Source organism: Clostridium septicum, from assembly GCF_003606265.1.
GTDB lineage: Bacteria > Bacillota > Clostridia > Clostridiales > Clostridiaceae > Clostridium > Clostridium septicum.
The window spans coordinates 2,719,749-2,744,224 of sequence record NZ_CP023671.1; the positions used below are offsets into that span (position 1 = coordinate 2,719,749).

Annotated in this window: 19 protein-coding genes and 1 pseudogene; 15 read left to right on the top strand and 5 right to left on the bottom strand. The window is 25.7% G+C overall.

The window, feature by feature from the left end:
- The first annotated feature begins 10 nt into the window (after positions 1-10).
- The 4 genes from eutM to CP523_RS12525 all read left to right on the top strand — a co-directional run bounded on the left by eutM (position 11) and on the right by CP523_RS12525 (position 7,276).
- Positions 11-301: an ethanolamine utilization microcompartment protein EutM gene (eutM, locus tag CP523_RS12510; protein WP_066675313.1), complete on the top strand. Its 291-nt coding sequence runs from the start codon at positions 11-13 to the stop codon at positions 299-301.
- Between the two features lie 374 nt (positions 302-675).
- Positions 676-1,638, top strand: coding sequence for a tRNA dihydrouridine synthase (locus tag CP523_RS12515; protein ID WP_066675311.1), 963 nt, complete (start codon positions 676-678; stop codon positions 1,636-1,638).
- Positions 1,639-1,864: 226 nt separating this feature from the next.
- Entirely contained in the window at positions 1,865-5,929 is a 4,065-nt protein-coding gene (locus tag CP523_RS12520; protein WP_120140917.1) for a glycoside hydrolase family 2 TIM barrel-domain containing protein, read from the top strand.
- 216 nt (positions 5,930-6,145) lie between these two features.
- On the top strand, positions 6,146-7,276 hold the full coding sequence (locus tag CP523_RS12525) for a deaminase domain-containing protein (RefSeq protein ID WP_066675307.1): 1,131 nt from the start codon (positions 6,146-6,148) through the stop codon (positions 7,274-7,276).
- A 140-nt stretch (positions 7,277-7,416) separates the two neighbouring features.
- Here CP523_RS12525 and greA read toward each other — a convergent pair whose 3' ends face one another.
- The 5 genes and pseudogenes from greA to CP523_RS12550 form a co-directional block, all read right to left on the bottom strand.
- Positions 7,417-7,881, bottom strand: coding sequence for a transcription elongation factor GreA (greA, locus tag CP523_RS12530; RefSeq protein WP_066675304.1), 465 nt, complete (start codon positions 7,879-7,881; stop codon positions 7,417-7,419).
- 78 nt (positions 7,882-7,959) lie between these two features.
- Positions 7,960-8,577, bottom strand: a complete 618-nt coding sequence (locus tag CP523_RS12535) for a DUF2812 domain-containing protein (protein ID WP_066675302.1) — start codon at positions 8,575-8,577, stop codon at positions 7,960-7,962.
- Positions 8,578-8,594: 17 nt separating this feature from the next.
- Positions 8,595-8,906: a PadR family transcriptional regulator gene (locus CP523_RS12540; protein WP_066675299.1), complete on the bottom strand. Its 312-nt coding sequence runs from the start codon at positions 8,904-8,906 to the stop codon at positions 8,595-8,597.
- 179 nt (positions 8,907-9,085) lie between these two features.
- Positions 9,086-9,241 (bottom strand): annotated as a pseudogene (locus CP523_RS16510) (hypothetical protein); the annotation flags it as partial.
- A gap of 51 nt (positions 9,242-9,292) precedes the next feature.
- Positions 9,293-10,036, bottom strand: a complete 744-nt coding sequence (locus CP523_RS12550) for a DUF4184 family protein (RefSeq protein WP_066675295.1) — start codon at positions 10,034-10,036, stop codon at positions 9,293-9,295.
- 233 nt (positions 10,037-10,269) lie between these two features.
- Between CP523_RS12550 and gloA2 the strand changes: the two genes are divergently transcribed.
- The 11 genes from gloA2 (at position 10,270) to CP523_RS12605 (ending at position 24,432) form a co-directional block, all read left to right on the top strand.
- Positions 10,270-10,653: an SMU1112c/YaeR family gloxylase I-like metalloprotein gene (gene gloA2 / locus CP523_RS12555; protein WP_066675292.1), complete on the top strand. Its 384-nt coding sequence runs from the start codon at positions 10,270-10,272 to the stop codon at positions 10,651-10,653.
- Positions 10,643-11,029 carry a hypothetical protein gene (locus CP523_RS12560; protein WP_066675286.1) on the top strand — a complete coding sequence of 129 codons (387 nt, stop codon included), beginning with the start codon at positions 10,643-10,645 and terminating at the stop codon, positions 11,027-11,029. Before gloA2 ends, CP523_RS12560 begins: the two co-directional genes overlap by 11 nt.
- A 285-nt stretch (positions 11,030-11,314) precedes the next feature.
- The gene (locus CP523_RS12565; RefSeq protein ID WP_066675283.1) at positions 11,315-12,043 is read left to right on the top strand and encodes a helix-turn-helix domain-containing protein; all 729 of its coding nucleotides are present in this window, start codon (positions 11,315-11,317) and stop codon (positions 12,041-12,043) included.
- 11 nt (positions 12,044-12,054) lie between these two features.
- Positions 12,055-12,957: a DnaB-like helicase C-terminal domain-containing protein gene (locus CP523_RS12570; RefSeq protein ID WP_162925985.1), complete on the top strand. Its 903-nt coding sequence runs from the start codon at positions 12,055-12,057 to the stop codon at positions 12,955-12,957.
- Between the two features lie 102 nt (positions 12,958-13,059).
- Entirely contained in the window at positions 13,060-13,575 is a 516-nt protein-coding gene (locus tag CP523_RS12575) for a VanZ family protein (RefSeq protein ID WP_227909623.1), read from the top strand.
- 129 nt (positions 13,576-13,704) lie between these two features.
- Entirely contained in the window at positions 13,705-14,472 is a 768-nt protein-coding gene (locus CP523_RS12580) for a polysaccharide deacetylase family protein (RefSeq protein WP_066675269.1), read from the top strand.
- Positions 14,473-14,713: 241 nt separating this feature from the next.
- Positions 14,714-16,285, top strand: a complete 1,572-nt coding sequence (locus CP523_RS12585; protein WP_227909527.1) for a MutS-related protein — start codon at positions 14,714-14,716, stop codon at positions 16,283-16,285.
- Positions 16,286-16,738: 453 nt separating this feature from the next.
- On the top strand, positions 16,739-17,137 hold the full coding sequence (locus CP523_RS12590) for a hypothetical protein (RefSeq protein WP_066675260.1): 399 nt from the start codon (positions 16,739-16,741) through the stop codon (positions 17,135-17,137).
- 499 nt (positions 17,138-17,636) lie between these two features.
- Positions 17,637-21,833, top strand: a complete 4,197-nt coding sequence (locus CP523_RS12595; protein WP_120140918.1) for a cadherin-like beta sandwich domain-containing protein — start codon at positions 17,637-17,639, stop codon at positions 21,831-21,833.
- 682 nt (positions 21,834-22,515) lie between these two features.
- Complete coding sequence (locus CP523_RS12600) at positions 22,516-23,649, top strand: hypothetical protein (protein WP_120140919.1); 1,134 nt, start codon at positions 22,516-22,518, stop codon at positions 23,647-23,649.
- Between the two features lie 243 nt (positions 23,650-23,892).
- On the top strand, positions 23,893-24,432 hold the full coding sequence (locus CP523_RS12605) for a hypothetical protein (protein WP_066675249.1): 540 nt from the start codon (positions 23,893-23,895) through the stop codon (positions 24,430-24,432).
- Positions 24,433-24,476 lie beyond the last annotated feature (44 nt).

Below are 24,476 nucleotides of genomic sequence, written 5' to 3' on the forward strand. Positions count from 1 at the left end.
GTTTTTTTAAATGAAATACGATGCATTAGGAATGATTGAAACAAAAGGATTAGTAGGAGCTATAGAAGCAGCAGATGCTATGGTTAAAGCTGCAAATGTATACTTAATAGGAAAAGAATATATCGGAGGCGGTTTTGTAACTGTTATGGTTAGAGGAGATGTTGGAGCTGTTAAGGCTGCTACAGATGCTGGAGCTGCTGCTGCACAACGTGTTGGAGAATTAACATCAGTTCACGTAATACCACGTCCACACTCAGAAGTTGAAGTTATACTTCCAACAACTAAGGAAGCTGTAAAATAATATTTTAATTAGAGTTTAAAAGTTAAGATGTGAGTAATACCTTAATTTAAGGTGTGAAGGACATTAAAAAATCTATCTAGTAGAAAACTGATTTCTGTATTATGCAGGAATCAGTTTTTTTATATTAAAAGTATTTATCATAAGGATGTTCTTTATTAACTTGTAAGTAGAATTAAAATAGAGTTAAATTAAGTAGATAAGCAAAAGGAAGGTTGATATAATATTTTTAGAATATTTATTGAAAGTATATGTAATATACAATCCTAGTTTATAAGTAGGGAGATAATATTTATTATTACAATTAATAAGTTAATTTTAAATTAGTTAAGGAATACCTTTTCTAATTAAGTTTTATTTTACAAAGGAGTTATTAAATGAAATATTATTTAGCACCAATGGAAGGAATTACGGGATATATATATAGAAATTCTTATGAGAAGTTTTTTGGAAATATTGATAAATACTTTACGCCTTTTATTGTTCCAAATACTAGCAGAAGTCTTAAAACAAAGGAGCTTAGAGATATCTTGCCTGAAAATAATAAAGATATGAATATAGTTCCTCAAATACTTACTAATGATTCTGAAGGGTTTATTATTACTTCAAAAAAGTTACAGCAACTGGGTTATAATGAGGTGAATTTAAACTTAGGATGCCCTTCTGGAACAGTTGTTTCAAAAAATAGGGGATCAGGATTTTTAGCTAAAAGAGAAGAACTTGATATATTTCTAGATGAAATATTTAAAATAGAGAATATGAAAATTTCTATAAAAACTAGAATAGGAAAAGATAGTCCAGAAGAGTTTTATGAGCTAATAAAAATTTATAACAAATACCCTATAGAAGAGTTAATTATTCATCCTAGAACAAGAGAGGATTTTTATGGAAATAAACCTAATTTAGAAGTATTTAAAGATGCATTATCTCTAAGCAAAAGTCCAGTATGTTATAATGGAGATATTTTTACAGTTGATGATAATAATAAACTAATAGAAGCTTTTCCAGAAGTAAAAACAATAATGCTTGGTAGAGGAATATTAGCAAATCCAGCATTAGTAAATGAGATAAAAAATAATGTTTATATGGATAAAAAGGTGTTAATGGATTTTCATGATGAAATTCTTAGTGCTTATAGAGAAGTATTTAATGATGATAAAAATGCAATGTTTAGAATGAAAGAACTTTGGGGATATATGATTTACATATTTTCAGATAATAAAAAGTATGCTAAAAAAATAAAGAAAGCACAAAAGTTAAGTGCCTATAATGAAGTAGTTTCAAGTTTGTTTGAGGAGCAAGAAATAATAAAGGGTGCAGGGCTATTTTATAACAAATAATATATATAAGAAAAGATATTGTCATAAGTATATGATGATATCTTTTTTATTTAAAAACTAAAGAAGAAATATTCAAAATATACCAAATAATATGTTTACTGTTTTTGTAAACAATGATATTATTATACATGTAAAGGTACAAATGAAAAATGTAAAGGATTATAATTTTCATATCTATATTTTTATTAACAAATTTATAATAATTTAAAAAAAGGGGGATATTGAAATGAATTTGTTGAGAAAGAAGGGTTATGCATGTTTGGCAGCCATAGCATTTGCATTTACTTTAATGCCTACTATGGTAAATGCCGAAGCAAAACAGACATCTGATCCAGAGACGGTATATGTTGGGTTTATTAAGGATGGAGAACGTTCAACTATATTTAATAATAATTGGCGTTTCTTTAAAGGAGATCAAGAAGGGGCTGAAGGAAAAGACTTTAATGATTCTTCTTGGAGAAATTTAAACTTACCACATGATTGGAGTATTGAAGGAGAATTTACGGTTGAAGGTGAAGCAGAAAGTGGATTTTTATTAGGTGGTACAGGATGGTATCGTAAACATTTTGTTGTTCCAGAAAAATACCATGGTAAAGATTTTACTTTAAATTTTGATGGTGTTTATATGAATGCCGAAGTATATGTAAATGGTAAAAAATTAGGAGAACATAATTATGGTTATACTGCTTTTGCTTTTGATATAACTGATTCACTAGTTTGTGATGGACAAACTGAAAACATAATTGCAGTTAAAGTATCTAATCCTATACCAACTAGTAGATGGTATTCAGGTAGTGGAATTTATCGTGATGTTACATTAAGTGTTACAGATAAAATCCATGTTGCTCATTTAGGAACTACTGTTACAACACCTAATGTGGAATCACAAAAATCAGGAGATGTAGATGTAAATATAGAAACAAAGGTAGAAAATGAATCTTCAGAAGAAAAAAATGTTACTGTTAAAAGTACGGTATTAGATAGAGATGGAAATGAAGTAAGTTCAGAAGTAACATCTAATGAAAATATAGCTGCTAATAGTAACAGAACTTTTACGCAAACTGCTATAGTTAATCAACCAAATTTATGGTCAGTAGCTTCACCTAATATGTATAAAGTAAAGAGTGAAGTTATAGTAGATGGAAATGTAGTTGATACTTATAATACAGATTTTGGATTTAGATATTATAATTTTGATAGGGATACAGGTTTCACATTAAATGGTGAACAAATGAAATTAAAAGGCGTTTGTATGCATCATGACCAAGGATCTTTAGGTAGTGCTTCTTATTATAGAGCTGTAGAACGACAAATGGAAATAATGAAGGAAATGGGTGCAAATGCAATTCGTGTTTCTCATAATCCAGCAAGTGAAATGTTATTAGAAATTTGTGATAGATTAGGGTTATTAGTTATTAATGAAGCTTTTGATACTTGGACAAACCCTAAGAATGGAAATGGTAATGATTTTTCTAAGTTCTTTAATGTGAAAATAGGAGAAGAGAATGAAATAATTAACGGAAATAAAGATATGAGTTGGGGTGAATTTGAAGCTAGAGCAATGGTTAAAAATTCAAAGAATAACCCATCAATAATTATGTGGTCAATTGGTAATGAAGTATTAGAAGGAATTGGAGGAGATTCATCTAAATATACTGAAATTGCTCAAGATATAATTAATTGGATTAAAGAAGAAGATCCAACAAGACCTGTAACTATAGGTGATAATCGTACTAAAAATGGTGATGGAAGAGCTACTGCTATTTCAGAAGTAGTTGATGATAATGAAGGTATAGTTGGATTTAACTATGCAACAGAAGCTCAATATAATCAACAAAGAAATAACCATCCAGATTGGATTCTTTATGGTTCAGAAACTAGTAGTGCTGTTCATAGTAGAGGATATTATAAATCTACAGGAATAGATCGTCCAAATCTTCAAATATCAGAATATGATAATGATTCTACAAAAGTAGGTTGGGGACATTCAGCTAGTAATGCATGGAAGTATGTTATTAAAAATGATTATAATGCAGGAGAATTTATATGGACAGGTTTTGACTATATAGGGGAACCAACTCCATGGAATGGAACAGGAACAGGTAGTGTTGGTGGAGGAAGAGGTCCGGCACCAAAATCAAGTTACTTTGGTATAGTAGATACAGCAGGTTTTGAAAAAGATATTTATTATTTATATCAAAGCCAATGGAATGAAGATGTTAATACATTACATGTTTTACCTACATGGAATGAAGATGGCATTGTTATTGATAATGGAAGAGTAAATGTTAATGTGTTTACTGATGCTTATAAAGTTGAATTATACTTAAATGATACAAAGGTTGGAGAAGAAACTGCAACTGAGCATACAACATCTGCTGGATATAAATATTATACATTTGGAAATGATGCATTATATCCATCATTTAATGTAACTTATGAACAAGGAACATTAACTGCTAAAGCTTTTGATAAAGAAGGAAATGAAATTACTAATACAAAAGGTAGAAACTCAGTTACAACTTCAGGAGCAGCTACTACTGTAAATTTAAGTGCTGATCGTAGTACTATTGCTTCAAATGGATATGATTTATCTTATATTACTGTTGATGTAGTAGATAGAAATGGGAATATAGTTCCTAATGCAGAAAATCAATTGAATTTCAATCTTGAAGGTAATGGTAAAATTGTAGGTGTAGATAATGGTAATGCTGTTGATACAGCTTCTTATAAGCCTATAGATGATACAACTGCTACTAGAAAAGCATTTAGTGGTAAAGCTTTAGTAATAGTTCAATCAACTAAGGATGCAGGTCCTATGACATTAAATGTTTCAGGAGAAGGTCTAGCTTCTAAATCTATAGAAATTAATACTGAAAATAAATCAGGGGATGATAAGTATTTAGAATCTTATGAAATAATTAAAGAGTATTATGTAGGTTTAGGTGAAAAACCAGAATTACCATCTACTGTAACAGGAAGATATAGTGATGGAACAACTGATACTTTTAGAATACAATGGAATGATTATGATGAAAATCAATTAAATACTCCTCAAATTTTCAAGGTAACTGGAAAGTTAGAAGGAACAGAGGTTGCAGTAGTTGTTAATATACATGTAATTGGCAATGTAGTTTCAATGGAAAACTATTCAACATTTACTTATGCAGGAACAGCTCCTACACTTCCTAAAACAGTAAAAGGTTATTTAGCTGATGGTAGTGAAAGTGAAGAATTTTTAGTTACTTGGAATATAGATAATGTAGATTTTTCAACACCTAATAAAACAGTTGTTGTTAATGGTAATGTTGAATTATTAGGAAATGATTATCCTGTTACTGCTAGTGTACGTATTGTTGATGCTTTAAAAGCTGCTTCTAATCTTGCAATTAATAATTCAAGTAATGAAGATATTCCAAGCTTATCTCAAAGTTGTACTAATACATCCGATAATTTAGCAGCTATTAATAATGGAGTTACAAATAATAGTAGTGCAACTAATGAACGTTGGACAAACTGGAATGAACGTTCAGAAGTAGTTAATGGAGAACCTAAGGGAGCATATGTTCAATTAGATTGGGCAAATAAATATAATATTGATAGAATTGATTTATGGCTATTTACTGATAATGGGGCTGGTAGAATTCCAAAGAAAGTAGAAATTAGCTATAAAAATGAAATTGGGGAATATGTTGTTGTTCCTCATACAAATACAACAGAAGTTTCATATACTGCAGGTGAAACAACTTACTTCTTAGATAATGTAATAAATACTGATAGCGTACGTATTTACATGCAACAACCTGAAGTTGGTAAATGTATTGGTTTAACAGAAGTTGCAGTTTATGAATATGTAAGACAAGAAACTGCAAAGGAAACAAAAACTTTATCTGAAATTAAACTAGATGGAAAATTACTAGAAGGTTTTGATCCAAATACTAACGAGTACACAGTTAATGTAGAAGCAGCACCTAAAACAGTAGAGGCAAGTGCAGAAGATAATGCAGCTATAACTATATTACCTGTTAACAACAATAAATCAACAATAATAGTTCGTTCAGAATCTGGTGAGAGAAATAAATATACTATAAACTATGTTTTACAAGATACAGGAGATTCAGCAGATATTAATGGTGATGGAACTGTAACTATAAAAGATTTATCTATAGCATCTAAACATTTTGGTGAAGTAATAGCAGGAAACGCAATAAGTGAAAAATGTGATATAAATAAAGACGGAATAGTAAATGATGCTGATATTCAAATTATAATGGATAAAATACTTGAATAAATAATCTAAAAAGGGGGTTCGAATATGAGCTCTCTTTATTTTACCTAAATTTAAGGAATGATAGATTACAATTCTTTGATTTTTATACAATAGAGAAATTATAAAACCTTTGATTTATTTTAGTTATTATATATAATAGGCATATAAATAGAACTTAAAGAAAATAATGATATTAATAAGTTTTGTCAATATAAAATAAAAAGACAAGAGGTAAATATGACACAAGGAAACATGCCTTTAAATAGAAAAAAAGAACGATTGAAAATTAATAGTATAGATGAATTTAAGGATGCATTAAAAAGAGAGGGTTATAACATAAATGAAATTGATGAAGAAAAATTTAAAAAAAAAGTTACAAAGACCTTTTATATAGATAGTAATGTAACTGAAAGGTTACATAGATGTATTAATAATTCTGAGATTACGTATAGAGCAAATGATATTAGAGGGTTTATAGATTATATAGAAAAAATTATTTTATTTGAGAAAGAGCATAATAAATTATGTGAAAAAATAAGTGAAATAAATAAATTATATATAGATAGGATAGAGTATCAGCGAGAGGTAAGCTCTCAAGATAATGTTGAGGATATCATAAAAGCTGTAGAGGAAATAAAAAGTCACGTATCTAGTACAATAACTGAAGAAGAAAAAGCTAGATTGGAAGCTTTAGAAAAAGAAATAGATGAGGATTATCTCTATGCTAAGGATATTGAGTTATTGAAAAAAATGATTCTTAGTAGAAAAGAGACCTTAAAAGAAAAATATAATGATAAAACTAAAATAAAAACAATATCTATAGAAGTACCAAAACAAATAGATTATCAATATATTCCAGCTAAAAGGGGGAGTGTAGAGTATCATCAACATATTAGCAATAATATACCAAGAATGCAACGTTTAATAAAAAATATGAATAAATATATGAAATCTTGTGGAAAAGAAAAAACAACATTTAAAATAAATCAAAGTAAAGCCTTACAAGACTCTATAAATATAGCAGTAGCAATATTTGATAATAAAGAGTTTAAAGCAATAAGTGGTAGTAATAATATAAGTAATTATTGCATGGCACCACCACTAGAAAAGGCAGTTTTTAAAAGTAGTAAAGTCAATAAGTTAGGTAAATTAGGAGTAGGATATAACAGAGTTAACGATAGTGAAAAAAAGATATTTGAAGAAATTCATAAACAAATAGAAGTAAAAGCTTTAAAGAATGAAGGAAATCTTATTTTGTATAGTAAATGGGAACCTTGTCCAAGTTGTTATTCTGTAATTAGTCAATTTTGTAAAAAATATCCTGATATAAAAGTCAAGGTTAAATATAGCAAAAAATATGGAGAATAGAACTATCAACAATAATAAAAAGGAATAGAGTTATATAAATTTCCCCTTAAATGAATAACATAATCTAAGGGGACTTTTATAATTTTATTTATATAGTTGGTTAGGAGTTAAAATACTTAAGAGATAGTTTTAATAAGTTACTATAGTATTTCTAGTATCTCTACTGAGTAGTTTTCCCCAGGAGCATTAACTTCTACTATATCTCCAGCTTTTTTTCCAGATAATGCTTTTCCTAAGTCAGATTCTATGCTTATACGCATATTATCAGGATCTAAATCCATAGTAGTTACTAATGTTACCTCTGTTTCAAAATCATCATCTATAAACTTAATTTTAGCTTTGCTATTAATACCTAATACTGATTTATCAATATCTTTATCATCTATTATAGTAGCAGTTGAAATCATAGTTAATAAATATTGTATTCTATTATCATTTTCTCTATAGTTTGCACAAGCTTCCTTATACTCTGCATTTTCTGATCTATCACCATGTGCAGCAGCTATTGCTTTTTCTTTTGCTATTTCAGCTCTTTTTACTGTAAGTCTATAATCTAACTCTTCTCTTAATTTTCTTATATTTTCCTCAGTAAGTTGATTATTCATAAAATTGCCCCTCCTTTAGGATATATCTACTTTAAATATTATATAATATATAGAAAAAATTTAAAGATAAAGAATTAATTAATTTAACTTAGAGGCTTTATATAATCTTTGAGATTTAAATGAAGCAATTAAATATAATATTATAAATACAGGAAATATAATCCATAAAAATCCTCTGCCTAATGCAAAAGGAGTTTCAAATAGGAAATGAAACCAAAAATCTGAACCTGTCATACTCCATAAACTTGGTGTATAGTATAAGTTTTTAGGATTTATAAGCGCACTAATGTCTATATATCCAGCATATAAAAGAGGTAAGAAAACAACAATATAAGAAATTGCAAGGTTAAACCACATTAAAGATAATCTTTTATAAACAGCGGCTTTTGAAAGGTTATCTGAAAAAATATCTTCATATGAGGAAGAAGTATTCACTTTTTTGAAATACTGAATTCCAGAATACATTGTACCAACTATGTGTTCCCAACCACTATCCTCAAATAGTGTACAATAATCTATAAAATCATCTTTAGTTTTAAATTTACGATAATCAATTTTAATTATAGAATTTTCAGGTTTAGATTTTTCGAATGTATATCCAAATGATACGTTTTTTAGCCTATAGCCTTCATTAGCCATTTCATTTAACCATTTTTCTTCCTTAATAAAATTAGTAAAGCACTTAAATTTTTTCATAATAAATCCTCCTTTATCTATTTTAATAAATTAGCAGTTACTTCAATTATGTGAGTCATTCTTTCCATATCAAGTTTTAGTATTTCTTTTCCTAGTTCTGTAATTACATAAACCTTTCTACGCTTATCATCATTAGGAATAGGTTTTATAAAATCTAATTTCAATAAATTTTCTATAGCACCATAAAGAGTTCCAGGAGCTAATCTTACTTGTTCATTACTTAATTTTTCTACTTTTTGCATAATAACATAACCATGAGCTGGCTCTAACAATGCTAATAAAATATAATAAGTTGTTTCAGTTAAAGGTAAATTTTTATCTCTATTCATAATTTCTCCTTAATTTATAAACTAATTGTATAATAAAACTATACAGTTAAACTATATAGTTTTATTATATACAGGTTAACTGTATATTACAACAATAATATTAGAGTTTATTTAATAATTGGTTATTAATACCTATAAATAAAATATAATAGCAATATATTTTATTCTTATTTTTAACATTATGAGGAGATATTTTCTTTAATTAGTTTCATAAATATATCAGGGGAAACTACTTTTACTTTAGGATTTTCTTTTAACTTATAAATGGCTTCTTGAACATTAATTATATTTTTACTCCAAGGATGAACATAAACAAAAGTATATGAATTTGGATTCTTAGATTTGAATTTATTATATATAGGATTACTTTAGAAAGTACACTTTATTCATTTATATGTAGTGTTTAGTTTGTTGTAAATTATTCCAGAAAATAAATATCCTAAAAATAATCCATTTACAACAGTAACAACAAATCTTCCAAGGGGGAAATTACCTTCAATATGTATAGAAAAAAAATAACTAATAATTAAAGTTAAAGCTTGTACTATAAAAATATAGAAAATAAATTTCTTTTTATTTATTTTATTAGTAGTAATAGATCCTTTATTTTTAATCTTAAAAAAGAAAAGAATAACTATTAATAATCCTATTAAAGTACTACTATGTTGAAGTATTTTATATACAGGAATATTGTAATTTAATAATAAAACTTCATTTTTTAGAAAATCTATATTCTCAACAAAAAATCCTGTGTTATGTGTAAATGCATCCCAAAATATATGAGTTATCATACCAATTATACATGAGTATATAAATACTAAATATTCTTTTAAAGTAGTTAATTTATTTTTTTTGTTTAAAAGATAAATATAATTTTTTGATATAAAATTAGGTAAAGTTAAAATAAAAATTTCTTGTATGTAAGTAAAAAATAAGTAGTTTAGTATTAAACAAAGTGGTAAGTTTAAAATAATAAATCCAGATAAAGTATGACCTATACCACTACTAGGACTAAATAGTAAAAAATAAATAAAATCGGGTGCCATTGATCCTAGAATTAACCCCATTAAATTAAAATATTTATTTTTAAAAAATATAACAGCAGCGGGATGTGATAATGTAAATGGCATAAATAACCTCCTTTTAAATTTTATTTAATATTATATATTATTTTAAATTAGAAATAAATAATAGAAATTTTGAAAAGATTTAATATTAATTTAAGATAAAATTAAAGTTAAGAAAATAAATTTTAAATTGTTTAACTTTTATTAGGAGTGTATAGAAACATTTTTATAAAATATAGCCTATTTTATAAAAATGTGATTTAATAATAATTAATATAAATTAGGAGGCTAAAGATATGAAATTTAATAAAATACATCACGTAGCTATTATTTGTTCTGATTATAATAAATCAAAGAAATTTTATGTTGAAAAGCTTGGACTTGAAGTAATAAGAGAAGTATATAGAGAAGAAAGAAAATCATATAAATTAGATTTGAAATTAGGAAATAGTCAAATAGAGCTATTTTCATTTCCTAACCCTCCAAAGAGACAAAGTTATCCAGAGGGGTGTGGTCTAAGACATCTTGCCTTAGAAGTAGATAATATTGAAAAAGCAGTGGAAGAGCTAAATAGAAATGGAGTAGAGGTAGAACCTATTAGAGTAGATGAATTTACAGGTAAAAAGTTTACCTTTTTTGAAGATCCAGATAAACTTCCATTAGAGCTATATGAATATTAATAAGATATTTATTTTAAATGTTAATCATTTATTAATTGGAAATTTTAAAATATCAAATACTATTGATGTAGTAGCTACAATCTTTTTACTTTCTATAGTAATTTCATATGGGTATTTTTATTTTTCTTCAACTCAAATTTTATATAAAGATGGAATAAAACTTATGTACAATAAGTTTATAACAAAGGATGGTATTGAGGATATTTTTTATAGAGATACTTTTATAAGAAAAGGAAAGGTTTTTGAAATAAATACTAAGGATGGAAGCTTAGGATTTAGAAAAAAAGTTAATATAGGATGTAAAAGTGAAGAGGAATTTTTAAAAACTTTAATTTCTCTTGAAGAGCTTACAGGATTACCTATAAAAAGCTTATAAAAGATAATCCTATATAGACTTTCATAAGTATGTATGCATAAGCAATATTAGGTGATTTTATTGTGAAAAATATTTTATATAAGAAATTAGCTACTTTTTATTTTATTAATATAGCAAATTTTACAGTCAGATATCTATAAAGGATATCTGTCTTTTTTTCTTTAAAAAATTATATCAAAATTTTGTTGAAAATTTTTTAAAAAAATTATCATATGCATATATAAATCTTTAGAGACATAATTTTATTAATGTTTCTTAGAAATAGAAGAAGAGAGGTTTTAATTTATGAATGAAAAGGGATATACAGTAATTAATAATTTAATTTTTGAGGATGATAATTTAACTTTAGAGGAAAAGTACTTTTTAATTGTACTTAAGAGATTTCATTATAAAGATATAGGAGAAATATACCCAACTTATAAGGTATTAATGAGTTTATGTAGCACAAAAAGAAGAGCTAAAGTATCTAAGCTTATTAAATCTTTAATGAGTAAGGATTATATAGAAGTAAAAAAGATTAAAGGTTGTAATTGCTATTACTTTAAAAAAGATTATTTGCTAGAAGATTTTCAAGTGACATCGAATCCTAATAATAGGACAGAGAACAATCCTAATAATGAAACTAGAAATAATAATCGTAGTTCTAAAAATAGTTATTGTGAATGTTCCAAAAATGAAACACTAAAAATACAAAATAAAAAAATATATATAAATATAATAAATCACTGGAATAGTAGTGGGATTTTAGAAGCTAATATAGATAGAAAAACTATAGATGCTATAGATATAATCTTAAAGAAATATGATTTTGAAGAAATTATCCAAGGTATAGATAATTATGGAATAGTTTATAGAAGTCAGCATTATTATAACTATGTTTGGACATTAGAAGGATTTTTAACAAAGGAAAATGGGTTAAGTAGATTTATTAGAAATGGTGACATATGGACAAGCTATCTTTTCAATAGTGAAAAAAAGAAAGGTTATATAAATATTGAGGATTATATAGATTAATGGTGATAGGGATGATTAATAAGGAAGAGAGAATTCTAGAATATATAAACTGGTTATATAGTGATTATAATGATATAGGATTTAAAAGTGATATTTCTAAGTTAGATGAGGTTCTTGGAAATTTTCAAAAAGGAAGGTTAATAACTATATTTTCAAGAAGTGGTGTTGGGAAAAGCACATTAGCACTACAAATTGCTTTAAATATGATGATAAATGGAAATAAGATATTTTTTGGAAGTGGAGAAATGAGTGAAAAAGAGGTTTTTAGCAAAATGGCATCAAGTTATTGTTTAATAAAATATAAAGATATAATAGAAAGAAACTTAGATTTAGAAGAAAAGGAAAAGATAAAAGACTTTGCAAATGAAATTATAAATAAGGACTTTTATGTTTCTAATAAAACTAACTTAAGAGAGGTTGTAAATGAAATAAAATCTTATAAGAAAAAGTTTGGATTAGATGTTTTATTTATAGATTATGTAAATAAATATGTAGGAGGAATAGAAGGAAATACATTAAGCGAAAAAATAGGAGTAGTTACTTCAGTATTAAAGGAATTAGCATTAAGGGAGGATATATGTGTTGTATTATTAGCACAAGCAAATAGATTAGTTGATAGAAATGTTTCTAATAGTATATGTGAAAAAATATCAGAAGCAGATATTCAAGATAGTGCTAGAATAGAACAAGATAGCGATCAACTAATAGGACTTTATAGAAATAAAAAACTAGATAATAAAATGTATAGGGATGAGTTCAGAAAAAGTGGGAAATTAAATTTAAACTCAAAAAACTCAGAAGTAAATCCTAATTGTATAAATGCAGTTATACTTAAAAATAGACATGGAGAAAAAGGAACAAAGGCTTTAGCTTGGAGTGGAGAGTATTCAAGAATTGAGGATATACATTTTTAAGAAAAGGTTTTATTAACTATTAATGATTTTATAAGGCATTTTTAAGTAGGTATTAAAATATATATATTAGTGTCTAATTATAAGGAGGGAGCAGATTTGTTAATGAATTATTTAGATATTAGTATATTTTATTCAATGATACCGTTAGCTCTTGTTATCTTTTTTATTTATTTTGGAATTAAATTTTTTATCAAAAGAAAAGTTGAAATGAAACCTTTAAAAATGATGTGTGAATTCGCATGGATTCTTATTGTTTTATTTATTTTAGTAACCACAGGATTTTTAGAAGGTAATTTTAGTTTAACTTCAATAGCTACTGGTAATGTTAATTATAGTTTTACTATTTTTGAGGAAGGAATATCTAAGGATATAGCATTAAATTTAATACTATTTATTTTGTTTGGATTTTTTTTAACTGCTATTTTTAAAAAGATTAGAGAAAAAATAAGTTATGGATTTTTAATTGGACTTGCTGTTTCAATTATTATTGAATTTATTAAAGTAGTTACTAATGGGCTGATACAGTTAGACAATATATTAATTAATACTCTCGGAGCTTACACAGGATATTTAATATGCATTTATATATTAGAATTTAAAAATAAGAATTTGTTTTAAAAAAATATAAACTATAGGTTATATTTTTTATTCCTGAAAATTACCACAAATAAAAAAGTTAAAAAAGCAAATAATAAGATGTAACGGACTTTATAATTAATAAAAATAAATTATAAGGAGGAAAATAAAATGAAAAATAAGTTAAAGTGTTTTTTATTCCTTTCTGTAAATATACTTCTTATTATTTCTATATTTACGCAAAGTATTAATGCTGTCCCAATGTCGGGGGAAGCAACAAGCACTGAAGAAAATGATATTAATGAAAATGAAAAAATACCTTTTAAAAAAGAGGTGTATTTAACTTTTGATGATGGACCAAGTTGTAGAGTAACAGATAATGTTTTAGATATATTAAAAGAAAATGATGTAAAGGCCACATTCTTTTTAATAGGTAATCAAATTATGGGTAAAGAAGAAGTAGTAAAAAGAATTAATGCTGAAGGTCACAGTATAGGTCTTCATACTTTTAATCATAAATTTAAATATGTTTATTCTAGTGAAGATAAATTTATTGAAGAAATGAATGACTGTCGTGAAGAAATAAATAGAGTAGTTGGAATTTCACCTAGTATAATTAGGTTCCCAGGAGGCAGTTATAAGCATTTAAGTAAAAAATATTTAAAAAGATTACATGAAAATGATTTTAAAGTTTATGATTGGAATGTAGATAGTACAGATGGAATGAATCCTAATTTACCAGCAGATAAAATATATAGAAAAGCTATTAAGGTAAATAAAGATTCAAAGCCTACAATAATACTTATGCATTGTACGGATTTACAAAAAAATACCCCTAAGGCTTTACCTGAAATAATAAAATATTATAAAGACAAAGGATATGAATTTAAAACAATTACTGAGGATACAAAAGAAATGTATTTTAATATAAATAAATAGTTTTTTAGAATTATAAATTTAACTATTATAAAAATATACTCTTTAATTTTAAATATAATAACAAAAAGCATTTTCTCCAACTTGAGAAAATGCTTTTTGTCTACAATCTGAAATAACCAGTTTTATATATGGTTATTTTTTTAATTTTATAAATTAATGTAATTTTATTGTAATAAAAGTAATCAACATATAAAATGGAAATGAATACTATTTTAAGATAAAAATATCTAGGGGGAGAATAATGTTTGCTAAAAAAGAAATGTTAAATTCTTTAAAAAAATATTATAGAGAAGAAAAGCAAAGTAAGAGAGAGATTAATTTAGTTAATGAATATTTTTATATGGGAGAAGATGGTGAGTACACTTTAGATGATCAAACTTGGAGTGACTTAGACATGGATAGTGTATTTTATGAAATGGATAGAACCTATTCAAGTGTTGGAGAATCTATTTTATATAAAATGTTAAGAAATCCATTAATGAATGAAAAGGAATTAAAGGAAAGAGATAAGATTATTAATATATTAAAAGAAGATAAAGATTTAAGAGCAGAAATTCAATCTATTTTCTTTAAATTAGGATTTGATAAGAAAAATAAGTTTTTAAAAATGATAAATTCTAATTTAATTAGTAATAAATTTAAAGAAATAGTTTATCCATTATTAGGGACATTACCTATTATATTTATTCTTTTAATTATTTTTTCAACTAATAAAATTATTTTCTTTTATCTTTTTGCTATAAGTGTAGTTTTGAATTGTAATATAAGCTTTAGAGAGAAAAAAAATATACATACAGATGGATTAACTTACCTTAATGATATATTAATTGCAGGTAAAAAGACATCTAAAATAAAGTGTAAAGAAATTATAGATGATAAGTATGAGATAAATAATATTTATAAAAAATTAAAATATTTTAGAAGTAATACTAGACTTTGTAATTTAATGAGTGTTTATGGTGGAATCTTTGAAGGCTTAGGAATAGTCTTTTTAGTATTAGAAAGCTCTTATTATGGAGTAACTAGGGAATTGAAGAAAAATAAAAAGTCTATACTAGATTTATATGAGGCTTTAGGAGAAATAGAAGCATGTATATCTATAGGGATTTATCAAGAAATATTAGAATATACATATTGTGAGCCTAAATTTATAAAAGATGTTAAATTAAATATAGAAGAAGGGGTTCATCCATTATTAGAAAATGGAGTTCCTAACACAATATTGCTAAATAAAAAAGGTGTTGTATTAACAGGAACAAATATGTCAGGTAAATCTACATTTTTAAGGATGTTAGGTGTAAATGTAATCTTAGCACAAACATTTTATTTTGCTATAGCTTCTAAATATGAATGTTGCTTTTTAAATATAGTATCATCAATAAGCCCAAATGATGATATAGGACAAGGTAAAAGCTATTATATGGCAGAAGCAGAGGCTATTTTAAGAATAATAAAATCCTTAGAGAAGCCTGTACCAGTATTTTGTATTATAGATGAAATATTTAGAGGAACTAACCCTGTTGAAAGAATTTCATCATCAATGGCAATATTAAAATATATAGGGGATGCAACAGCTTTAACTTTTGTAGCAACTCATGATAGAGAACTTACGGATTCGTTAAAAGATAATTATGATTTTTATTATTTTTCAGAAGATGTTGACTCAGAAGAGGGTTTATCCTTTGATTATAAATTAAAGTCTGGTGTTTCAAAAACAAGAAATGCAATAAAATTATTAGAATATATTGGATATCCAAAATTAATAATAGATAATGCAAAAAAATATGCTAAAGAATTAGAGGAAATAATTTAATTTTAAATATAGTGTTTAAAAGAATATTGGATTATTTTTAATTTTAAAGGAGTTGTTTTAAAACAGCTCCTTTAGTTATATATAGGATATTAAAGTTGTTTATAAAGACAAGTTATTTAAGTATTTTTAGTTTTTTCATATTCTCTTAATTTATTTTTAAGCTTTAGTATATAATTTGGGTAAATTTTAATGATTAATAATTATTTTTTAAAATTTTTTATTTTTGATAGATATGGTACATACTATTACGAAGTATCTAGTGTAATGGATAAATCTAGAAAGCAAGCTTGCATGAAAGAAGGGAAAAAATGAAGATTAATAGTTTCTAGTAAATTAAAAACTAATGAACCTATAGGTGAACATGGAATAAATTCTTATGGTGAAATATATATAAATGGGGAATTAGTAGATACTGGAGCAGCAGGAGGACCTAAAGCTATAGATAATTACACTATGGAAGAAACGTTAATTTATGATATTAATTCAATTCATACAGATAAAGATTTAAATATAAAAATAAGATATTCAAATGTATCACTTGAAAATAATGAAGTAAAAGGACCTTGGGAGTTTGAATTTAAATCTAGTGGTGAAGAATTTGCTTTAGCCACAAAAGAATTAGATTTAGGATATAGCTTTACTCTTGAAAGTGGAGAAAAGATAATTTTAAATAAATATAAAACTAATGATATAGGACAAAAAATATATTATACAGCTGAAAATAAAGCTGAAAGTTATGACATGGTATTAAGAGGAAATGATGATTTAGGAAATCCTGTAGAGTTTTATTTATCTAGTGGAAGCAAAACAGAAGGAGTATTTAAGAATTCATCTATAGAGGGAAATATATAAAGTGAAGCTAAAGAATTAAAACTTACTCCATATGCAGTTAAATTTCCAGAAAAAAGTGGAAAGTTAAGTAATGATTTTATAAAGGTTGGAGAAGAGTTTAACATTGATTTAACAAAATTAAAATAATATATTAAAAGGGGTAAACTAAGTATAAGAATCTGTATTAAAATAATAAAAATGATAATTACACAGAATTATCTATTCTCTCAAGCCAGTAGAAACTTATAAGTCTACTGGCTATTTTTTTTCTTTTAAAAACTACAATTACATTTAATATGAAGATAATAAGACTTGCAAAAGATATAAAATCAAGTATATATATCCAAGTCTTGTATCACATTGCATTATTATCTGCTAATATTCCATGAAATACTAATCCTGAAGCCTATGTAATAAATAAGTAAAAATAATTAAATTCCCATAAAAAAGAAGGTAATTAAGTTAAAATATAGAAATTAAACTTTGATGAAATATAATTTATTTAAGGGGGATTATATTTATGAAAACGGAATTTAATAAAATTAAACAAAAGATTCTAAGGCTACTTTCTATAACAATAGTTGCAACAATGGGAGCCACTATGGCATCACCAACATTTAAAAGTAATGCAGAAGAAAATACTAATGTAAAAACAATTAATGTAACTGATTTTGGAGCTGATCCAAGCGGAAAAAATGATAGTGCATTAGCTATTTATAATGCATTAGAAGAAGCTAAAAAGCTTAGTGAACCTGTTATTATTAACTTTCCTAAAGGAGAATATAGTATTTATAAAGATTATGCTCAGGAAAGAGAGTATCACACTTCAAATACAAATAGTATAGAAAATCCAATGAAGAAAATAGGAATTTTAATAGAAGGACAAAAGGATTTAACTATTGAAGGAAATGATTCTTTATTTGTTATCCATGGAGATATGATGGCACTAGCAGTAGTAAAATCAGAAAATATAAAACTTAGAAATTTTGCTTGGGATTTTGAAGTTCCAACAACTACAGAAATGACTGTAAAAGATATTGGTGTTGAAAATGGTAAAAAATATGTTGATTATTTTATACCATCAAATTTTAAATATGAAATTGTAGATAATAATACAAATATTCTTTGGACAAGTGAAAAAAGTCCATATACAGGTGAGTATTATTGGACACAAAAGGGACATCATAATGCTTGGTCAGTAGTTATATATAATCCTAAAACAGAAATTACAAGAAGACATTCATTAAGCGAAGGACCATTCAATGGAGTAAGGGATATTAAAAAAACAAGTGAAAATACAGTAAGAATAACTTATAACAATAATATTCCAGTAGGACAAACATTAGGTGTTGTAAACGAAATGTGTGCAAGTACTCATAGGCATACAGCAGGAGCTTTTATTTGGGAAAGTAAGAATACTAGTATAGAAAATGTAAATGTTCATTATATGGATGGATTTGGATGGCTTACTCAAATGAGTGAAAATGTAACTTTCGATACAGTTAATTTTATGCCAAGAGTAGGAACTGGAAAGTACACTACAAGCTTTGCAGACTTAATACATGTATCAGGAGCAAAGGGAAAAATAAGTATAAAAAATTCGAATTTTTCCCATGCCCATGATGATCCTATAAACATTCATGGTACTTTTACAAGAGTTGAAGAAAAAATAGATAATAGAACTTTAAAGCTTAAATATATACATGGACAGCAAGGTGGATTCCCTCAATATTATGTAGGAGATAAGGTAGCATTTTTTACAAGAGATACTTTAGAGTCACCTAGCAGAGAAGAAGTACTTTATGAAGTTGTTGAAAGTAGTCAACCTGGAGAAAATGGAAACGATTTAAAGACTATGATAGTTAAATTTAACAAGGATTTACCTGAGGATATTAACAGTAAAATTGGAAATCAACCTAAGTATGTTGCAGAAAATGTAACATATACTCCAGAGCTTGAAATAGTAAATAACGTATTTCATACAATTCCGACTAGAGGAATACTTGCAACAACTAGAAAGCCTGTTTTAATAGAAGGAAATACTTTTAAAAATATGTCTATGGCAAGTATTTTCTTATCAAATGATTCAAATGAATGGTATGAGTCAGGTCCAATTAGAGATATGACAATAAGAAATAATGAGTTTCACATTACTGATACTGGACAAACAGAATGGGCAGATGCTCCAGCAGTATTTATACATCCTGTTACTTTAGGAGGCAAATTACCAAGTTCAGATACCCCTATTCATAAAAATATAACTATAGAAGAAAATGAATTCTATATGAATGCTAGTCGTGTTGTTACAGCAGAAAGTGTTGAAAATCTAACAATAAGAAATAATAAAGTATTTAGAGAAAATCCAAATGTAACACTTAATTTAACATCACCTAAAAGTGAATTAAAAATAGGAGATAATTTACTATTAGATTTAGATGCAAATGGAAATGTAAATAGCGGAAATAATAGAGAGGTATTTTCATTTAAAGCATGTAAAAATGTAGTGATTGAAGGTAATAGTTATGATGATGGTTTAATAAAAAATGCAATTGTAAGAGATATGCCATTAGAGTATGTTAACAATAATGATAGTGGTTTAACCTTAAATGGAAGTGGACAAGTATCACCACCAACATCAAATATAAAATATGTAACTCTTAACCCTGAGGTAATTATTGTTGATAATAATGGAAAAGTAAATGCAGTTGGAGCAGGTACTGGTAAAGTTATAGCATATTATATTTGGAATGACACAGAAATAAAATCAAATGAAATAGAATTTACTGTATTATCTGATGAGGCCGTAAAGCCAGAAGAGTTCGAAATAGTTAATGGAGATAATGAAAAGATAGAGATTAAAGATGGTGAAATCCAATTTGAAGCCATAGTTAAGCCAGAAAGTTTAGCTTCTAGTATTATGTGGTCAGTAAAAAATATAGATAATACAGCTACAGATAAAGCTACAATTTCAGAAAATGGACTATTTACAGCTAAAAAAGAAGGATTTGTTATTGTAAATGCTACTTTAAATGGTATCTCTAAAAGTAGAGTAGTTAGAATATCATTTTCAGAAGATGAAGGACTATCATATAGTTTTAATATATTAAATGAGAATAATGAAAAGTGGGAAAGTATAAATGATACAGAGCTTAAAATAACTATGGAAAGAGGAGATCTTTATAATAGCGATAATAGTGCTAAAAATATATTCCTTTATAATTTACCGGGAAATATAGATAAAGACAATATGAGATTAAGTGTTAAAATATCAAATCTTCCGTTAAAAACAAATAATAGATGGGATTCAGTAGGAGTATATTTATTTAAAGATGCTGATAACTATACATCTATAGGAAAGAAATCTCACTTTAATGGTGTAGTATCTGTAAAAGAAACTAATGGCTCAGCAGTAGAAAATGATAAAAATGTAAATGTTCAAGAATCTACTTTAATTTTTGATTTATACAAAAACAATAACCAGTTAGTTATAAATTATAAAACACCAAATGGAAACTGGATAGAATGGGGAACAATAGATGCAACTGAAATATCTAATGATTATAAAATAGGCTTTGCAGCATGGAATCATGATGGAAGAGCTACAGATGTTAATATTTCTGAATTTAAAGTTGCAAATGGAAGTGAGTATGATAAAGACAGTATAAAAACATTAAATAGTATTAAGTTTACAGGAGTTAGTAACATAGAGCCATCAGTAAGAGAAGTTAACTTAAATAAGTCAGAAGCTAAAGTTTCAGAAACTGTATCAGTAGATTATTTGTATAGTGATTTAGAAGGTCATAATGAAGGGGATAGTATTTATAGATGGCAATTAAAAAATAATGATAATACTGAAGATTATTTTACACAAGAGAAGAATTTTGTACCTAATTCAATAGGAAAACTATCTTGTACGGTATATCCTGTAGATGAACATGGAAAAGTTGGAGAAGGGGTTAAAAGTAATGAAATATTTATAGTTAACAGAGAAGAAATTGTTAGTAATGCTGATTTAGAGTTTATAAATATAAATAATTCAGTTATAGATAGTTTTGATAAAGATAAAGTAAATTATCAGTATAATTCAATAAGTAATCAAGAAAGCTTAAAGTTAAATGTAAAATCATATGAGGAAAATAGTAATATAGTTATAACTGTAGATGGAGAAGAGTTAATTAAGGGGTTAGGAAATATTAGTGGAAATATTAAAGTAAATAAAGAAAAGGATATTATAATAAAGGTAGTATCACCAAATGGAGAAAATGAAAAAGTATATTCAATAAATATTAAAAAGTATAATAATAATTTTTCAAAGATAAGTTCAATATCAATTCCAGAACTTAATTTAAATGAAAGTGGAAATCTTAATGATGTATATACTTTAAGCACTTCCTATGATACCAAAAGTATTACTTTAAATATTTCATCAGAGGAAATAATAGGTAATATAAATTTATATTCAACAGAATATAGAAATCCTGTTAATAATAATTTAAATCAGCATAATGAATTTCAAGGAACTGTTGATTTAAAAGTTGGGAATAATACTTTTTATGTAGAGGGTGTTGGAAAAGATGGTAAAACCAAGAGTAAGCACATTATAAATATACTTCGTACATCAGATAGTAAAACAGAGTTAAGTGATATAAAAATAAATGGTAAAACAATAGAAGATTTTTCAAGTGATAAGTTAAAATATTTAATTAAATCTAATTAAAAACCATTAAATATTGAAGCAGTACCAGTCGGAAATAGTAATATTAGTATTAAGGATTTAGCAATAGCATCAAAAAATTATAATATGAGTATTCCAGAATATGATTTAAATGATGATGGAGTAGTAGGAGCTTATGAAGTAGATTATATTAGTGGAAAAATATTAGAATAAAATAAATACTGAAAAAATAAACTAATTAGGAATTGTTCTTAATTAGTTTATTTTATTATAAGAATAAAATTATAATTATATTAAATATAAATAATAAGTATTTATAAATAAAAAATAAAAAAGGAAAATATTTTTTAGAATTAATAAATAAAAAACAAAAAATAGTCGCAAAATGAAAAACGAAAATTTAAAAACTTTCATAAAACTAATGAAAGTTATGGAAAAAAGTGATAATATTGTAATGGTAAATTTACAATAAATGAGAAAAATTCCCAAAATAAAATTAAGAAATATTGTAAATTTTAAAGGTATATATTTAATGAAAACTATATAATTAAAGAATGTTATTTTAAGGAATTTTATTAAGAAGAATATTTTTATAGAAGTTGTGGCTGGCCGGCTTAATATTTTATAAATATATTTATTTTTATAAAATAAACTTAATAACAGTAGGTTTATTAAGTAATATACCTTTAATATAGATTTTATTTATATTAAAGGAGGATTATTAATGATTAAGAAAAAAATTCAAAAGATTATATGTACTGCAATAGCTACAGGTATGGTTATAGGAGTAACTCCTATATGTATTGCAGAAGCAGCAACAAATGAGGTTATTAATAGCAGTAAAGAAAATTTAGAGATTAGTGAAAATGATTTACCAGAGTTAACTTATGCAGTAGAGGAAATGAGAGAGGCAATAACTCTAGTAGATAATGCTAATTTTACAGAAAAAGAAAATTATGATAGATTAGTTGTATTTTCAAAATCATCTTTAGATAGATTAAGAAGTCTTGGTGTAAAGAATAAATATGCAGAGTGGATTGAGGAGTCTGGTAATGAAGTAAGAGCCTTAACTTATAGAATAGATAGAGTTTTGCATGCTATAGATAATGTTAAAGTAGTATTTTCCGAAGAAAGAAAAGATACATTAGAAAATAAGGAAAACGTAATAAATACTTTAAATTTAGTAATTTATCAAGAAAGTGAAAGTAGAGTTTTAAATAAAATAACTTTAGATAAAGCTAAAGAGATATATAATAATTATTATAAAGAATTCATTGAAGAGAGCAAGCCAAAGGAAGTTGTTAATGGAGCAATTCCAAAAGAAGATGAAAATAAAGATAATAAGAAGGAAGAACAGCCTAACAATGAAGAAAATAGGCAAAATAATGCTGATGTAGATAATAAACAAGATGTAAAAAATGAATATGACAAGCAAGATAATAAAGATGAAGAAAATAAGCAAAATGTAGAAAATGAAGATATTAAAAAAGTAGAGTCTAAAAAAACAAATACAGAAAAAGAAGATAGTAAAAATGAGAATCTTGAAAATAAAGATGATAAAAATGTTAAAGATACAGAAAGTAAAAAAACATTATTAGAAAAGGATAATAAATCTAATATAGTTGATATGTCTGTAGATGAAAAGAATCATCCTGAAGATACAAAAGTTAATAGTAAAAAACCAGAAATTAAAAAACCAGAAATTAAAAAACAAAAAATTAAATATAACTCAGCTAAAGTAAATAAAAATAATAAAGCTAAACAAAATAAACTTCCTAATACAGGAAAGACACCAGTAACATTAATAAGTGGTATTTTAGCATTGTTAGCGGGGGTACTTACTATAAAAAGAAAATAAAAAAATAGTTAATTATTAAGATATAAATAAAAATAAAAAAACCTTAAAAAATATTTTTAAAATATAATTTAAGGAATTTTCATTAAAATTAATTATGTTTTATAAAATATATGGCTGGCCGGCTAAATACTTTATAAATATATTTAATTCAATTACATTATATAATAATTATATTAAATTGTTAAGGCTTTTTTATTTATATATCTTTTAAATAAATTTATATAAATTAAAGGAGAAATAATTATGATTAAAAAGACTTTTAAAAAAATATTATCTTCAGCAGTAGCTACAGGGCTATTAATGGGAGGAATTCCTTTTTTATCTGCTAATGCAGCAACAAATGAATCTGTTGAGGTTATAAAATTAAGCCAAGAAAACTTACAACAATTAAATTATGCAATAGAAGAAATGAGAATAGCAATTGATTTAGTAGATAATGCAGATTTTACAAATATAGATAATTATAATAGATTACTAATTTTTGCTACAACATCACTAGAAAGATCTAGAGGATTAGGAATAGAAAATCAATATATTGACTCAATAGAAGAATCAGGAAACGAAGTTAGGGAATTGACTTATAGAATAACTAGAGTATTACAAGCTATAAATAATGTTGAAATTGTATTCTCAGAAGAGAGAAATGATACTAAGGAAAATAAAGAAAATGTTGTTAATACATTAAATGAAGTATTAACTCAAGAAATACAAGCAGGTGAACTTAATGAAAATACATTAAGATCAGCAGTTAATATATTACATCAATATGTAGCAAAACTATAAAATTTTATATGAATGAGAAAGATAAATAATATAAAATGAATTAG

Bases quoted from the DNA above. Each gene is read 5' to 3' on its own strand.
- CP523_RS12580 (WP_066675269.1), top strand. From the start codon at position 13,705: ATGAAAAATAAGTTAAAGTGTTTTTTATTCCTTTCTGTAAATATACTT.
- CP523_RS12570 (WP_162925985.1), top strand. From the start codon at position 12,055: ATGATTAATAAGGAAGAGAGAATTCTAGAATATATAAACTGGTTATAT.
- CP523_RS12515 (WP_066675311.1), top strand. From the start codon at position 676: ATGAAATATTATTTAGCACCAATGGAAGGAATTACGGGATATATATAT.
- CP523_RS12520 (WP_120140917.1), top strand. From the start codon at position 1,865: ATGAATTTGTTGAGAAAGAAGGGTTATGCATGTTTGGCAGCCATAGCA.
- CP523_RS12535 (WP_066675302.1), bottom strand. From the start codon at position 8,577: ATGAAAAAATTTAAGTGCTTTACTAATTTTATTAAGGAAGAAAAATGG.
- CP523_RS12575 (WP_227909623.1), top strand. From the start codon at position 13,060: ATGAATTATTTAGATATTAGTATATTTTATTCAATGATACCGTTAGCT.
- CP523_RS12600 (WP_120140919.1), top strand. From the start codon at position 22,516: ATGATTAAGAAAAAAATTCAAAAGATTATATGTACTGCAATAGCTACA.
- CP523_RS12585 (WP_227909527.1), top strand. From the start codon at position 14,714: ATGTTTGCTAAAAAAGAAATGTTAAATTCTTTAAAAAAATATTATAGA.
- CP523_RS12595 (WP_120140918.1), top strand. From the start codon at position 17,637: ATGAAAACGGAATTTAATAAAATTAAACAAAAGATTCTAAGGCTACTT.
- CP523_RS12565 (WP_066675283.1), top strand. From the start codon at position 11,315: ATGAATGAAAAGGGATATACAGTAATTAATAATTTAATTTTTGAGGAT.
- gloA2 (WP_066675292.1), top strand. From the start codon at position 10,270: ATGAAATTTAATAAAATACATCACGTAGCTATTATTTGTTCTGATTAT.
- greA (WP_066675304.1), bottom strand. From the start codon at position 7,881: ATGAATAATCAACTTACTGAGGAAAATATAAGAAAATTAAGAGAAGAG.
- CP523_RS12590 (WP_066675260.1), top strand. From the start codon at position 16,739: ATGGAAGAAACGTTAATTTATGATATTAATTCAATTCATACAGATAAA.
- CP523_RS12525 (WP_066675307.1), top strand. From the start codon at position 6,146: ATGACACAAGGAAACATGCCTTTAAATAGAAAAAAAGAACGATTGAAA.
- CP523_RS12560 (WP_066675286.1), top strand. From the start codon at position 10,643: ATGAATATTAATAAGATATTTATTTTAAATGTTAATCATTTATTAATT.
- CP523_RS12540 (WP_066675299.1), bottom strand. From the start codon at position 8,906: ATGAATAGAGATAAAAATTTACCTTTAACTGAAACAACTTATTATATT.
- eutM (WP_066675313.1), top strand. From the start codon at position 11: ATGAAATACGATGCATTAGGAATGATTGAAACAAAAGGATTAGTAGGA.
- CP523_RS12550 (WP_066675295.1), bottom strand. From the start codon at position 10,036: ATGCCATTTACATTATCACATCCCGCTGCTGTTATATTTTTTAAAAAT.
- CP523_RS12605 (WP_066675249.1), top strand. From the start codon at position 23,893: ATGATTAAAAAGACTTTTAAAAAAATATTATCTTCAGCAGTAGCTACA.